The 13,511-nt window shown below is 70.1% G+C and carries 15 protein-coding genes; 12 read left to right on the top strand and 3 right to left on the bottom strand.

Annotated features, from left to right (window positions below):
• Positions 1–52: 52 nt before the first annotated feature.
• The 3 genes from ffh to HS104_19475 are packed head-to-tail and all read left to right on the top strand — an operon-like array spanning position 53 to position 3,834.
• Positions 53–1,696, top strand: a complete 1,644-nt coding sequence (ffh, locus tag HS104_19465; GenBank protein ID MBE7482142.1) for a signal recognition particle protein — start codon at positions 53–55, stop codon at positions 1,694–1,696.
• A gap of 5 nt (positions 1,697–1,701) precedes the next feature.
• On the top strand, positions 1,702–2,337 hold the full coding sequence (locus HS104_19470) for a hypothetical protein (GenBank protein ID MBE7482143.1): 636 nt from the start codon (positions 1,702–1,704) through the stop codon (positions 2,335–2,337).
• Between the two features lie 15 nt (positions 2,338–2,352).
• A complete protein-coding gene (locus HS104_19475; protein MBE7482144.1) occupies positions 2,353–3,834 on the top strand; it encodes a carbohydrate-binding family 9-like protein in 1,482 nt (493 codons plus the stop codon).
• A 6-nt stretch (positions 3,835–3,840) separates the two neighbouring features.
• Here HS104_19475 and HS104_19480 read toward each other — a convergent pair whose 3' ends face one another.
• The 3 genes from HS104_19480 to HS104_19490 form a co-directional block, all read right to left on the bottom strand.
• Positions 3,841–4,887 (bottom strand): hypothetical protein, encoded by a 1,047-nt coding sequence (locus HS104_19480; protein MBE7482145.1) that lies wholly within the window; start codon positions 4,885–4,887, stop codon positions 3,841–3,843.
• A gap of 42 nt (positions 4,888–4,929) precedes the next feature.
• Positions 4,930–5,253, bottom strand: a complete 324-nt coding sequence (locus HS104_19485; GenBank protein ID MBE7482146.1) for a hypothetical protein — start codon at positions 5,251–5,253, stop codon at positions 4,930–4,932.
• 83 nt (positions 5,254–5,336) lie between these two features.
• Entirely contained in the window at positions 5,337–5,873 is a 537-nt protein-coding gene (locus HS104_19490; GenBank protein ID MBE7482147.1) for a hypothetical protein, read from the bottom strand.
• A gap of 182 nt (positions 5,874–6,055) precedes the next feature.
• On the opposite strand from HS104_19490, the gene HS104_19495 reads away from it, so the two are divergent.
• The 9 genes from HS104_19495 (at position 6,056) to truA (ending at position 13,465) form a co-directional block, all read left to right on the top strand.
• The gene (locus tag HS104_19495; GenBank protein MBE7482148.1) at positions 6,056–6,715 is read left to right on the top strand and encodes a hypothetical protein; all 660 of its coding nucleotides are present in this window, start codon (positions 6,056–6,058) and stop codon (positions 6,713–6,715) included.
• Between the two features lie 21 nt (positions 6,716–6,736).
• Positions 6,737–7,783: a phosphoribosylformylglycinamidine cyclo-ligase gene (locus tag HS104_19500; GenBank protein MBE7482149.1), complete on the top strand. Its 1,047-nt coding sequence runs from the start codon at positions 6,737–6,739 to the stop codon at positions 7,781–7,783.
• The gene (locus tag HS104_19505) at positions 7,714–8,412 is read left to right on the top strand and encodes a phosphoribosylglycinamide formyltransferase (GenBank protein ID MBE7482150.1); all 699 of its coding nucleotides are present in this window, start codon (positions 7,714–7,716) and stop codon (positions 8,410–8,412) included. The genes HS104_19500 and HS104_19505 overlap by 70 nt, the downstream gene beginning before the upstream one ends.
• Positions 8,409–9,947 carry a phytoene dehydrogenase gene (locus HS104_19510; protein MBE7482151.1) on the top strand — a complete coding sequence of 513 codons (1,539 nt, stop codon included), beginning with the start codon at positions 8,409–8,411 and terminating at the stop codon, positions 9,945–9,947. Before HS104_19505 ends, HS104_19510 begins: the two co-directional genes overlap by 4 nt.
• Before the next feature lie 13 nt (positions 9,948–9,960).
• Entirely contained in the window at positions 9,961–11,136 is a 1,176-nt protein-coding gene (locus tag HS104_19515) for a PEGA domain-containing protein (protein ID MBE7482152.1), read from the top strand.
• 1 nt (position 11,137) lies between these two features.
• On the top strand, positions 11,138–11,704 hold the full coding sequence (rsmD, locus tag HS104_19520; protein MBE7482153.1) for a 16S rRNA (guanine(966)-N(2))-methyltransferase RsmD: 567 nt from the start codon (positions 11,138–11,140) through the stop codon (positions 11,702–11,704).
• Between the two features lie 142 nt (positions 11,705–11,846).
• Positions 11,847–12,356, top strand: a complete 510-nt coding sequence (locus HS104_19525; protein MBE7482154.1) for an AgmX/PglI C-terminal domain-containing protein — start codon at positions 11,847–11,849, stop codon at positions 12,354–12,356.
• Complete coding sequence (locus HS104_19530; GenBank protein MBE7482155.1) at positions 12,356–12,673, top strand: hypothetical protein; 318 nt, start codon at positions 12,356–12,358, stop codon at positions 12,671–12,673. Before HS104_19525 ends, HS104_19530 begins: the two co-directional genes overlap by 1 nt.
• Positions 12,674–13,465 (top strand): tRNA pseudouridine(38-40) synthase TruA, encoded by a 792-nt coding sequence (gene truA, locus HS104_19535; GenBank protein MBE7482156.1) that lies wholly within the window; start codon positions 12,674–12,676, stop codon positions 13,463–13,465.
• Positions 13,466–13,511 lie beyond the last annotated feature (46 nt).

Below are 13,511 nucleotides of genomic sequence, written 5' to 3' on the forward strand. Positions count from 1 at the left end.
TTTCCCGCCTCTCCGAGCCCCGCTCGACCTGTGCTAAGACGCTCGCTCCACCGTGTTCGAAGCGCTGACCAAAGGCTTTCGTGAAGCCAAGAATCGTCTCGCTGGGCTCGCCGAGCTGAACGAGAACAACATCAAGCCCGCGCTCAGCGAGGTGCGCCTGTCGTTGCTCGAGGCGGACGTCGAGATAGGCGTAGTCAAGCGCTTCCTCTCGAAGGTCGAGCAGAAGGCCATCGGCCAGACGGTCCAGACCCGGGTGAAGGTCGGCGGGGAGACCCACCGCGTGAGCGCCGAGGATCAGTTCGTCAAGGTCTGCCACGACGAGCTGATCGAGATGATGCAGAGCGACGCCGAGCCCGTCGCCTGGGCGGACAAGGGGCAGCGCACCGCCATCATGATGGTGGGTCTGCAAGGCTCCGGCAAGACCACCACGGCGGCCAAGCTCGCCCGCTGGTTCGAGAAGCAGGACAAGAAGCCGATGCTGGTGGCGGCGGACATGCAGCGTCCCGCCGCGGTCGAACAGCTCAAGGTGCTGGGTGACCAGATCGGCATCCCGGTGTTCAACATCGCCGGCGCCACTCCGCTCGAAATCTGCACGCAGGCCGACGCCGAGGCGAAGAAGCTCGGGCGCGACGTCGTCATCTACGACACCGCCGGCCGCCTCGCCATCGACGAGCCGCTGATGCAGGAGCTGGCGGCGATCAAGAGCGCGATCGCGCCGAAGAACATCTACCTGGTCGTCGACGCGATGATCGGCCAGGACGCGGTGCAGACCGCCAAGTCGTTCAACGAGCGGCTGGGCATCACCGGCGTCGTGCTCACCAAGCTGGACGGCGACGCGCGCGGCGGTGCCGCGCTCAGCGTGCGCGAGGTCACCGGCGCGCCCATCGTCTTCACCGGCGTCGGCGAGACCCTGGACAAGCTCGAGCCGTTCCGCCCGGAGGGCATGGCCAGCCGCGTGCTCGGCATGGGCGACGTGGTGGGCCTGATCCAGGACTTCGAGCAGGTCGTCGATCAGAAGAAGGCCGAAGAAGACGCCCTGCGCATGATGCAGGGGGAGTTCACGCTCGAGGACTTCCTGAACCAAGTGCGGATGATCCAACAGATGGGATCGCTGAAGGACCTGGTCGAGAAGATCCCGGGCATGGGCGGCATGCTCCCGGCGGGCGTGAACCTGGACGACAAGGAGCTGGTGCGCATCCAGGCGATGATCCAGTCGATGACGCTGCAAGAGCGCAAGGATCCTCACGCGCTGATCCGCGAGCCCGGTCGCGTGAAGCGCATCGCCAAGGGCTCCGCTCAGCCCGAGCAGGGCGTGACCGAGCTGATCCAGAAGTTCCTGTTCATGAAGCAGATGATGGGCGGCATGGGGGGGATGGGCGACCTGGGCATGCTCGGGAAGATCCCCGGCATGAAGAACATCGCTGCCGCGCGCCAGCTCAAGAAGGCCATGAAGGGCGGGGGCATGCCCGGCATGCCGGGCATGGGCTTCCCCGGCATGCCCGGCATGGGAATGCCCGGCATGGGGATGCCCGGCATGGGGATGCCCGGCATGGGCTTCCCGGGCATGGGCATGCCCGGCATGGGCGGCGCGGAGCCACCGAAGATGCGCCAGCTCAGCAAGGCCGAGAAGAACGCCAAGAAGGCCGACCGCAAGCGCGAGCGTGCGGCGCGCAAGAAGCACAAAGGAAAGAAATGACGGGGTTGTCGCGACTGAGTCTGGGGCTCTTCGTCTCGCTGGTTGTCTCGGCTTGCGCCAAGGAGCCGAAGCAGGATCCCGCGAGCATCGACACGAACCTCGCGCAATACGTGCTCGACGAGGTGCCGAACGATTTGAAGAACACCACCTTCATCGACTTCGAGGGCAAGGTTCAGCTCATCGGCTGGGAGCTCGAGCCGGCCGGCGTGGTCGGGCCGGGCCAGAAGCTGAAGCTGAAGCTCTACTGGAAGAGCGCGCAGAAGCTCGGTCCGGGCTGGAGCCTGTTCACGCACTTCGTCGCTCCCGGCGGGGCACGCGTCGACGCCAACATGGGAGGCGTCGCCTTCGACGACATCGGCCCTTTGCGCGCGCGAAGCGGCGCCGGCACCCCGCAGGCGCTGGGGCCCAGCGCCTGGCAGCCCGGCAAGATCTACGTGGACGTTCAGGAGCTCGAGATGCCGCGCCAGCTCGTCGTGCCCGAGGTCGGCATCGTGGTCGGCGTCTGGAAGGGCGGGACCCGACTGGATCCGATCAGCGGCTCTTCGGACCGCGAGCGCCGCGCCATCGTCACCCACGTCAAGACGGGAGTCACGCCGCCCCCGCCCGCGAGGCGCGCCGAGCGCCCCCAGCAGAAGTCCTGAACCGGAGACATGCACATGCGTCGCTCGGGATCGATCTTCGCCTCCATCGCCCTCTCGCTCACCTTGGCCGCCTGCGTCGGCGGCTCGACGGACACGAGCGCCGAAGACAAGGAGCGCCTCAAGGTCTACGTGCTCGACAAGGCACCGGAGGACATGCCGGTGAAGCTCGGGGTCAACTTCGACGGCAAGGTCACGTTGCTGGGCGCCAAGATCACGCCCGCCGGTGTCGCGAAGGCAGGCACGCAGGTGAAGGTCACCATGTATTGGCGCGCGGACAAGAAGCTGGAGGCCGGCTGGAACTTGTTCACGCACGTGCTCGACGGCTCCGGCGAGCGCATCCTGAACATCGACAACGTCGGCCCGCTGCGCGAGTGGAAGGGAGACAAGCAGGTGCTGTCGCCCAGCCAGTGGGAGCCCGGCAAGGTCTACGTGGACGAGCAGGACTTCACCGTCCCGAACAACCTGCGCACCGACAAGATCCAGTTCACGACCGGCATCTGGCGCGAGAACGATCGCCTGAAGATCATCGGCGGCCCGGCCGATCGGGAGAACCGCGGCATCGTCGCCACCATCTCGACCGGGGCCCCGGCCACACCGGCCACGCCTGAGCCGAGCACGCGCGTGCCCGCGCTCCGGGTGAACAAGCTGGACAAGGGCGTGAAGCTCACCCTCGACGGCAAGCTGGACGAGCCGGCCTGGGCCAGCGCTCCCTCCACTGGCCCGTTCGTGGACGTGCGCAACGGCAAGCCCGCCGCGGGCTTCCCCGTCAGCGGAAGCGTGAAGCTCTTGTGGGACGAGCAGAACCTCTACCTCGGCTTCGACGTGAAGGATCCGGACATCGTGAGCGGCTTCGACAAGAAGCAGAAGGATCCGCACCTCTGGACCAAGGACACCGTCGAGATCATGGTCGACCCCGATGGCGACGGTGACAACAAGGACTACTACGAGATCCAGGTCAACCCCGAAGGCCTGGTGTTCGACTCGCAGTTCGACGACTACAACTCGCCCAAGAAGGATCCAGACGGTCCCTTCGGTCACCAGGAGTGGGAAGCCAAGCTGAAGAGCGGCATCGTGGTGAACGGCACGCTCGACAAGCCGGGCGACAAGGACGAAGGCTACGTGGTCGAGCTCGCCATCCCGTGGAAGAGCTTCGGCAAGGCCAAGGCCGCGCCGCCCAAGATCGGCGACATCTGGCGCATGAACTTCTACGCGATGCAGGAGAACAACGGCGTCGCCTGGAGCGCCATCCTGGGCCAGGGCAACTTCCATCGCGCCTCGCGCTTCGGCCGCGTGATGTTCGCGGACAAGGACTTCGTGCCGCCGGTCCCGTTCGGGGCGCCGGGAGCCGCGCCGATGCTGCTCGCGCCCCCGCCGCCCCCGCCCGGCCCGTCCGGCTCCGCCCCGCCCGGCGCCATGCCGCGCCTGCGAGTCGCCCCCGGCATCATCCGCACGCCGCCGCCGATCGTGCCGCCGCCGCCCCAGCAGCCGCCGCCCTGACCCGAGTCAGCGGCCCAGGTAGAGCCCGCGATCGCCCCGCGTCCCGCCTGTCTTCTCGTCCCCGCGCTGGCCGTTGATCGGTTTGTCGTGCCAGAACTCCCAGCGGCGCTCGCCGAAGTGCCACGACGCGAAGCTCAGGCGCGTGTCCGTGATCCGCACCACGCCGAAGCTCCACTGCTCGTGCTTGGTGGAGCCCACGTTGTAGACGTCGATGCCCTCCCAGCGGTAGCGGCCGGAGGCGTGGTAGTGCCCGTGAAATAGCGCGACGACGTTGTAGCCGAACACCACCCGCGCGAGGTCGGCGCGGTAGCGCCCGTCGCCGAACCAGTTGTCTGTCGAGTAAGGGCCACGCAACGGGAAGTGCTGGTAGACGACCACCGGTCGCTCCTTTCCGACGCGCGCCAGATCGCGCTCCAGGAACGCGAGCCCCTCCTCGTCCGGCGCCTCGCCCAGGCACACCACCCGCAGGTCGTCCCAGTCGAAGGCGTAGCGCGTGCCGCCGTGACGTTCGCGGATCCGATCGAGGGTGAACCAGCTGTGGTTCTTGTCGTGATTGCCGTGCGCCTCGTACACCGGCCAGGCGAGCTGCCCGTCGGCGCCGCGGTGCCCGTACCAGCTGACGAAATGGCTCCACTGCCAGGGCTTGCCGTCTTCGGTCAGATCGCCGGCGATCAGGACGCCGCGAGGCGTGCCGACCGCGCCGCCGAGGTCGCTCGGGAACGGGCGTCCCGGCAGGCCGTTCATCTCGGCGATCTGCTTGGCGTTGAGCCGATCGCTGTCGGACGGCTCCTTCACGGGGTCGCGTAAGCCGCCGTCCGCTCCGTGCTCCGACGCCGCGAAGCCCACGTGGGTGTCCGCCGCGACCAGGAAGGTGACGTCGAGGCTGCCGAGGCGTGCCTGCCGGAGCGGCGGCTCCGGCGCTGCCGCGGAGACCTCCGCCGCGAGGGCGCGGCGCGGCGCTTCGTGCCGAATGCCCCGCCCGAGCCACAGCGCACAGGCCAGGGTCAGCGCGCCGGCCCCGAAGAGCGACAGCTTCCTGATGGCGGGGCTCACCTTGCCAGGATGGGGCCCCGCTCCCGGTCCCGCCAGCCTGGCTCACCGGAGCTTGTACTTGGCCACCACCTGGCCCTCGATCTCCGCGCAACGGCTGGCCTTCTGCTTGCCGGCGGCGACGTCGCGCTCGGCGCCCGCGAGCAGCTCGCCCGCCCGCCGGGCGTCATCGTCACCGGCGTCCGAGGCCAGGGACTTCTTCACGGCGCGCACCGCGTCCAGGCCCTTGGTGTAGAGCTCGTAGGCCGAGACGCACTCGGTCCGCAGGCCGCACACGTCCGGCAGCTCGCACGGTACGGCGCGGAGCGCGGCAAGCCGGGCCGGCTTGTCCTCGTTGTCGGCCTCGCGCAGCGCGCGCACGGCGCTCACCACACGCTCCGCCTCGGCCCGCGCGCCGGCGCTGGCGCCGCCTTCACACGCGACCGTCAGGAGCAGAGCGAGCGCGCCGGCCCTCAGTCGGCCGCCTTGGGCGCGGGTCCCATCTGCACGCGCTCACCGACATACGAGCCGATCAGCGTGAAGAACACGCCGAGGGCGCTCATCAGCACGTACATCCACCAGGGCATCGTCTTCACGGTCTGGCCGCGCAAGAGCAGGAAGGCAGTGGGGATGGCCACCAAGAACGCGGCCACCACCGGCTCGACGAAGGTGCGTCCGGGGGAGATCAGCCCGATCAACAGGCCTCCGATGAACCACACCGGGATGGCGATCAACATGCCTGCGGAGCCTTCGAAGTCGAAGGCCGGCACGACCATGGGCAGGCCCATGACGATTGCCGCGGTCAGCACGCCCTGAATCACCAGGGCGATACCGAACCACATCAGGCTGAAGCCCTCCTGCTGGTAGCGGCGCTCGAGCTCCTCCTGGCGCGACATCACGCGCTTCAGGTCCTCGACCTTCGCTCCGCAGGACACGCAGCGGTTGTTGGGCAGCGGCGAGTTGTTCTTGAAGCCGCAGGAGGGGCAGATGATCTTTTTGGGGGCAGCCATGACTACGGCCTGAGCCCGTCCCGGGGCTCGGGGCGACCAGCCTAGCCGGAAATCCCGAGGGCGGAAAACAGGGGCGCGGCCGCGGCCCGCGCGCCCGGGGCAAATCCGCGGTATATCGAAGGGGTCGGCCTCGCAGAGCCAGCCCTGGAACCTCTGCCCCGAGCCGGCTGTCCGAGCCCCCGATGACCCGCCGCCCCGCCGCCGAGCTCCCGCCGCTAGCGCTCCCGGTCGAAACCGACCCCGAGCTCGAGGCGCTGCCGACCCCACGGCGCCCCGGCCGGACGCTGACGCTCACCACCATGACCGTGACCGCGGTGCTGGCGCTCGGCATGGTGTGGGCGATCCGCGGCGAGGCCGGCTACGCGTTGCACAAGGGCTCGCCGACCAGCCTCGGGAACCTCACCGAGCTCGAGCCGCGGCCAGAGCTCGCCAACACCTGGGTGCAGGGAGAGGCGCTGCTCAGCTCGACGCGTGCCGTGCGTTACAGTCGTCCGCTGGAGCAGGGGGGCTACCGCCTGGCGCCCATCGCGGGCAACGATCGCGTCTGGGTGCAGGTGCGCGTGCCCGACGGCATGGAAGGTCCCCGCTTCGTACCACCTACCTCCTTCGTGGGGCGCCTGATCCCGTTCTCCCAAGCCAGCATCCGCCACTCGGGGCTGACGGACGCCGCGGCGCGAGCCAGCGAGGGCAAGCTCCCGGAGAACGCCTGGCTCTTGATCGACGGCGAGGCCCCGACGACCACGCGCTGGGCGCTCGGTCTCGTCGTGCTGTTCCTGGCCTTCGCGTGCTTCAACATCTGGGGCCTCGTCCGCCTGCTCAGGCCGGTAGTAGAAGACGGCTGACATCCCGTGTAGAAGGCCGGCATGGCCGTCACCTACCGCGACGCTGGAGTGGACATCGACGCGGGCGACGAGCTCGTCGAGCGCATCAAGCCGCTGGCCCGGAGCACCCGCATCGCGGAGGTCGTGGACGGCGTGGGCGGTTTCGCCGGGCTGTGCGCGCTGCCCTCGGACGTCGAGGACCCACTCCTGGTCAGCGGAACGGACGGCGTCGGCACCAAGCTGAAGGTCGCTTTCGCCACCGGCAAGCACGACAGCATCGGCATCGATCTGGTGGCGATGTGCGCCAACGACGTGCTCACCACCGGCGCGCGCCCGCTGTTCTTCTTGGACTACTTCGCCTGCGGCAAGCTCGACGTCGCTGTCGCCGAGCGGGTCATCGCCGGCATCGCAGACGGCTGCAGGCAGGCGGGGTGCGCCCTGATCGGCGGCGAGACCGCGGAGCTGCCGGGCATGTACCAAGAGGGCGAGTACGACCTCGCCGGCTTCTGCGTCGGCGTGGTGGCCCGGAAGGCGGTGCTCGGCCCGGCTCGTGTAGAGGTGGGTGACGCGGTGATCGGCGTCGCGTCGAGCGGCCTGCACTCGAACGGATACTCTCTGGCGCGGCGCGTGCTCGAGCAGGAGATGAAGCTCGCGCTCGACGCCCGCCTGCCCGAGCTCGAGGAGAGCGTCGGCGACACCCTGCTCACGCCGACGAGGATCTACGCCAAGGCCTGCCTGGGCCTGGGCAAGGCGCTGGGATCGGGCCTGCACGCTTTGTGTCACGTCACCGGCGGCGGCATCGAGGGCAACCTGCCGCGCGTCTTGCCGGCTGGAACGAGCGCGAGAATTCGGCTCGGGCACCGCCGGCCTCGGGTGTTCGACGTGATCGCGCGCGGCGGGCCCGTCACCGAAGCGGAGATGCGCCGGACCTTCAACCTGGGGGTCGGCCTGGTCGCAGTGGTCGAGGGACGGCGACGCGACGCCGCCCTCGCCGCGCTCGGGGCAGCGGGCGAGGAGGCATGGAGCATGGGCGAGATCGTCGCGACCGAGCCCGGCGCCGAGGCCAGCGTCGAGGTCGTGGAGGGCTGAGCTTGCTCGAGCTGGGCGTGCTGGTCTCCGGCAGCGGGACCAACCTTCAGGCGGTCCTGGATGCGATCGCCAACCGGCAGCTCGACGCGCGGGTGCGCCTGGTCATCTCCAACAAAGCCGGCGCCCCCGCCCTGGAGCGCGCGCGGCGCGCGGGCGTCTCCACGCTGGTCTTGTCGCACCGGGACTTCGCCACGCGCGAGGCCTACGACGACGAGCTGGTGGAAGCGCTCACCTCCGCCCGGGTGGGGCTGGTGCTCTTGGCCGGCTTCATGCGCATGCTCACGCCGGTGTTCCTACGGGCCTTTCCGGCGCGCATCGTCAACATCCACCCCTCGCTCTTGCCCGCCTTCCCCGGCCTGCGCGCCCAGGCGCAGGCGCTGGCCCACGGCGTGAAGCTCAGCGGGTGCACGGTGCACTTCGTGGACGACGGCGTGGACACGGGGCCCATCATCACGCAGCGCGCGGTGCCGGTGCTGGACGACGACAGCGTCGAGAGCCTGACCGCGCGCATCCTGGAGCAGGAGCACCTGGCGCTGGTGGAGGCGCTCGGCTGGCTGGCAGCGGGCCGGGTCGAGCTGGTCGCGGCGACTGCCGAATCGCGCGGGCGCGCGCGGCTGAGGGCCGGGTGACCGCGCGGCACTTCGACGTGGTCGTGCTCGGGCGTTCGCTCGGCGCGCTCTCGGCAGCTGCGCTGCTCGCCCGGCGCGACTTCCGGGTGCTGCTGCTCGGCCAGGGACAGCGCCCCCCGAGCTACGAGTACGAGCGCTTCCGCCTGAAGCGCCGCGCCTTCACGCTCTTGTTCGGCGCGAGCCCGGTCTGGTCGCGGATGCTCCACGAGCTGGCGCAGAGCCCGCGTTTCCGCCGCATGGTGCGGCCGCTCGACCCGATGTTCGTGGTGTCGAGCGAGGGCCGCCACCTCGAGGTCCCGCCCGAAATGGAGCTCTTCACGCGGGAAATCGACCGCGAGTTCCCGGAGGTGCGCCAGCTCGTGGACGAGCTCTACGCCAGCTTCGCGCAGGTGAACGCGGCGGTGGACGCGGTGTTCGAGAAGGACGCCGTGTGGCCCCCCGGCACGCTCTGGGAGCGCATCGAGACGCGACGCGCCTCGGCGCTCTTGCCGCTGGTGCGCGGCGCGGAGACGGACCTCCTGGGAAAATTCCCGGTCGGCCATCCCTACCGCGAGATCGTGACGCTGCCGCCGCTCTTCGCGACCAGCCTGTTCGCGCCCGGCGACTACCTGCCGCCGCTGGCGCTGGCGCGCCTGCACGGCTCCTGGACTCGGGGCATCCAGGCGCTCGAGCGTGGCGAAGACGAGCTGGAGGACTTCCTGCTCGAGCGCATCGAGGCCCACGGTGGCGAGTGCCGGCTTTCGCAGCGCGCCACCGCGCTGGTGGTGCGCTTGGGCAAGATCGCCGGCGTGCTCGAGGACGGTGAGGAGGAGATCACCGGCGCCGACTCCGTCGTGACGGACTTGTCCGGCGAAGCCGTCGCCGACCTGTCCGGCGGCGACGGCATCACCGCGGGGGCGCGCCGTGACTGGCCGCGCCTCACCGCCAGCGCCGGACGCTTCGTCGTCAGCCTGGTAGTGAAGCGCGCCGCATTGCCGGATCCACTCGGGGCCGAAGCCTTCCTGACCGCGCGCTCCGGGGCGAGGCCGGACCCTCGCCGCCCGGCCGTCCACCTGCAGCGCCTGGATACGGGCAGCGACGAGAGCACGCTGGTGGCGGAGACGGTGCTGCCGCTGCGCGGTCCGCTCACGGTGCTCGAGGCGCGCGAGGCCGTCTTGGCCACGCTGCGCGAGCACTTGCCCTTCCTGGACGACCACATCCTGATCGTGGACTCTCCCCACGACGGGCTACCTCTCCTCGACAGCAGCCGGGGCTCGCCGCGCGAGATGGACCGCATCCACCTGAGCCACGCGACGGCCGGCACGGAGCCCATGCAGTGGCTCTGGAGCGTCGAGCCCACCGGCTACCTCGACCTCGGCGGCGAGCCGATCCGTGGCCCGATCCCAGGCACGTTCCTCGTGGGTTCCACGGTACTGCCCGCGCTGGGCCAGGAGGGTCAGCTGCTCGCGGCTTGGGGGGCGGCTCGCATCATCACCCACAGGGACAAGGGACGCCAGAAGATGCGCCGCCAGATGTGGACGAAGATAGAAACGTAGTATCCTTCACCCGATGCTACGCACGCTCTCCGCGGTGCTCTTTGCCTTCGGCCTGTTCCTCACGGCTTCTTCCGTCTCGGCCCAATCCAAGTCGAGTGTCCAGGTGCTGGCCATCGGCAGCGAGGACGCCTTCGAGCAGGCTCAGGCGCTGACCATCGCGCTCAAGCGCGCCATCAGCCGTGCCGACGGCTGGGCGCTGACCAAGGGCGACTACTCCCTGGAAGTGATGACCGCCGCGCTTGGCTGTCCGATCCCGCCCGACGCCGGCTGCCAGAAGAAGATCTCCGACAAGGTCGGCGCCAGCCGCTACATCTGGGGCACGCTGGCGAAGAGCGGCAAGAAGGAGGTCGTCGCCGTGCTGCGGCTCTGGGAGAGCGGCGAGCAGAAGAAGGACGTGCAGATCAAGTACGCCTCCAACCTCACCGACCCGTCGGACGACACGTTGATGAGCATCGCCTCCGACGCCTTCGCCAAGCTGACCGGTGAGGCGACCGGCGTGGTGGTGGTGAGCGCGGGCAGCGTGAACGGCAAGGTGTTCGTGGACGGCAAGGAAGTCGGGACCGTCACCGACGGCCGCACCGAGCTCACGCTGCCGAGCGGTGAGCACAAGATCATGGTCCGCGCGGATGGCTACAACGACGCGGTCGGGACGGTCAGCGTTCGAGCCGGCTCCAGCGCCGAGGTCACGCTGAACCCCACGCCCGCCGGCAGCGGCAAGCCGGGCGGCGGGGATCCGTCGGCGGACAAGGGTAGCGCGAACAGCGGCAAGATCATCGGGTACCTCGGCGTGGCCGTCGGCGGCGCCATGGTGCTAGGCGGCTCGTACTTCTGGATCAAGTCGTACTCGCAGACCAGCGACTCCGAGTACGAGGACTACCGCAAGACGCAGGTCTTGAAGGGCGAGGACACCTGCAAGGTCGCCGGGGCCAAGTCCCAGTCGCCGGACAAGGATCTGGCGGCGCGGTCGGCGAACATCGTGGACATCTGCGACGCCAACAAGCGCAACAAGACGCTGGCCTGGATCCTCACGCCGGCTGGCGCGGTCATCGCTGGCGTCGGCGCATATTTCCTCATGACCAGCGACTCGAAGCCGGCGAGCGCGAAGGCCAAGCCCCGCCCTCCGCGGGTGACGCCGCTGGTGGGGCTCGGCCCCAAAGGCGGCGAAGTGCACGTGAACGTCACGTTCTGACATGCGTGTCACCGGCGGGCGGCTCGGCGGGCGCACGCTCAAGGCGCCGCGCGGGCGCGCGACCCGCCCGACCAGCGACCGGGCTCGCGAGAGCCTGTTCCAGATCCTGGGCGCGCTCGACGGGCTCCGCGTCGCGGATCTGTACGCGGGCACCGGCGCGCTCGGCATCGAGGCGCTGTCGCGGGGCGCCGCCTGGGTGACCTTCGTCGAGGCCGAACGGGCCGCCGCGAAGGTGCTGCGGGAGAACCTCGCGGCCCTCGAGCTCGGGGCGACCACCCAGGTGTTGGTGCTGCCCGTCGAGCGCGCAGCGGAACCCCTCCGCGCCCGCGCGCCGTACGATCTGGTGCTGGCGGATCCGCCATGGGCCGACGCCGCCCGCGCGATGACGACGCTCGTCATGCTGCTGCCGGCGCTGGCGCTGCGCGCCGGGGGACGCTTGGTGGTCGAGCACGCCGCCCGGGACGCGCTGCCCGTTCCCGCCGGCTTTCCGCTGGTCCTCACTGACGCGCGCGCCTGGGGCGACACCGCGGTTTCCATGTTCAGCGCCCCAACGCCGGGAAAAGGCTGAGATTTTTTGTCGCCCGCGGCGCGGCGGGTGGACTATATTGCCGGGACCGTTTCGAGGAAGCTGGATGGCGCAATCGGTGGCGCCCCCGCCCAAAGGGGGAAGTGGAGCCTTCATAGCCGCAGCAATTGCGATGCTGCTGCTGATGGGAGGCTTGATCTTCTGGAAGCTGCGGGGGAGCGACGAGAAGCCGGTGGCGAGCGTGCAGCCTCCACCCCCGGCCACCACACCCCAGGTCTTCGAGCAGCCCCCGCCTCCCCCGCCTCCCCCGCCTCCCCCGGAGGAAGACGCGGGGAAGAAGCCCGCCGGCAAGGTCGTCGGCGTGGGCGGCGGCGGCTGTGCAGGCGAGTGCAAGGGCACAGCCGGGGCCACGCTTCAGTCTGCCCTGGCGGCCAAGGCGGGCGCCGCTCGTGGCTGCTACGAGCGCGGCCTCCGGCAAAACGCCACCTTGCAGGGCAAATTGGTGATCAGCGTGCGGGTCGGTCCGGGCGGTCAGGTGTGCAGCGCCGGTGTGGCCTCAAACGCCCTGGGTGATCCGGGCGTGGCCTCCTGCGTGGTGGGCCTGTTCCGCTCGGCGAGCTTCCCGGCCCCCGAGGGGGGTTGCGTCGACACCCAAGTTCCGATGAACTTCGTGCCGAAGGGCGGAGGCAAGTGATGCGCGCTCGAAGCTTTCAAGGTCCGATGGTGCTCGCAGCGAGCGTCGTCATGGGGCTCTTGGTCGCCTGGGGCTGCGGCGACGACGAGAACAAGACACCGAGCTGCCCCGAGCTGCCGCTCTACGACGTGCACGACGCATCGGGTACGGACAAGCAGGCGCGCGAGCAGGCGGCGGCCGCGGGCTGCGTCACCAAGCCCGGCACCGCCACGACCGCCGCGGCGGGCGCGCCCGGCGGCGGCGGCAGCGCGGGCGCCGGCGGCTCGAGCGGCGGCACGGCCGGCGCTGGCGGCACCAGCGACGCCGCCGCGGACTGAGTGGACCCGGCGTTCGGCGTCCTCTTGGCGGTCGCGTACGACGGCGGGCCGTTCTCGGGTTTCGCTCGCCAGACGGAGGCTCGCACCGTAGCCGGTGAGCTCGACGGGGCGGTGCGCGCCATCGACGCGCGCGCGTCGCTGGTACGCGGCGTCAGTCGTACCGACGCCGGCGTGCACGCGCGCGAGCAGTGTGTGGCGTTCGACACCACGCGCGACATCCAACCGCGCGGTTGGGCGCTCGCGTTGGCCCAACACCTGCCCGACGAGATCTCGGTGGTGCGCGCCGCGCGGGTGCCGGTCGGCTACGATCCGCGCGCGCACGCGCTCACCAAGACCTACCGCTACTCGCTGCTCGAGCGCGCCGTCCGCGATCCCTTCCTGTCGCGCTTCAGCTGGCGCGTGGCGGAGAGGTTGAACCACCCGGCCATGGCCGAGGAGGCGCGGGCGCTGGTGGGCGAGCACGACTTCGCGGCCTTCCGCGCCGCCGGTGATCCGCGCCAGGACACCGTTCGGCACATCCTGCGCGCCGAGCTCGAGGCGGCAACGGACGGGCGCCTCGACATCGTCGTGACCGGCAACCGCTTCCTCTACAAGATGGTGCGGATCATCGCGGGAACGCTGGTGGACGTGGGGCGCGGCCGGCTGCCTACCGGGACGGTGGCGCGCGCCCTCGCCGGCGGGTCCCGCGGCGACCTGGGGGTCACCGCGCCCCCCGAGGGCTTGTGCCTGGAGCGGGTCTGCCTCGACGAGGCCGGCAGCGACGCGTGGCCTGACCAGTTTCCGCGCGATTGACGAAACGAGGGTCGTAACGTAGTGACTGGCCGCCCGAAGCCGGTTC

The sequence above is a fragment of the Polyangiaceae bacterium genome (assembly GCA_015075635.1).
Taxonomy (GTDB): domain Bacteria; phylum Myxococcota_A; class Polyangia; order Polyangiales; family Polyangiaceae; genus JADJKB01.

Excerpts from the sequence above, each read along its gene's own strand:
- HS104_19525 (MBE7482154.1), top strand. The coding sequence starts at position 11,847 with ATGGGAGGCTTGATCTTCTGGAAGCTGCGGGGGAGCGACGAGAAGCCG.
- HS104_19490 (MBE7482147.1), bottom strand. The coding sequence starts at position 5,873 with ATGGCTGCCCCCAAAAAGATCATCTGCCCCTCCTGCGGCTTCAAGAAC.
- HS104_19495 (MBE7482148.1), top strand. The coding sequence starts at position 6,056 with ATGACCCGCCGCCCCGCCGCCGAGCTCCCGCCGCTAGCGCTCCCGGTC.
- HS104_19475 (MBE7482144.1), top strand. The coding sequence starts at position 2,353 with ATGCGTCGCTCGGGATCGATCTTCGCCTCCATCGCCCTCTCGCTCACC.
- HS104_19505 (MBE7482150.1), top strand. The coding sequence starts at position 7,714 with ATGGAGCATGGGCGAGATCGTCGCGACCGAGCCCGGCGCCGAGGCCAG.
- HS104_19530 (MBE7482155.1), top strand. The coding sequence starts at position 12,356 with ATGCGCGCTCGAAGCTTTCAAGGTCCGATGGTGCTCGCAGCGAGCGTC.
- HS104_19515 (MBE7482152.1), top strand. The coding sequence starts at position 9,961 with ATGCTACGCACGCTCTCCGCGGTGCTCTTTGCCTTCGGCCTGTTCCTC.
- rsmD (MBE7482153.1), top strand. The coding sequence starts at position 11,138 with ATGCGTGTCACCGGCGGGCGGCTCGGCGGGCGCACGCTCAAGGCGCCG.
- HS104_19500 (MBE7482149.1), top strand. The coding sequence starts at position 6,737 with ATGGCCGTCACCTACCGCGACGCTGGAGTGGACATCGACGCGGGCGAC.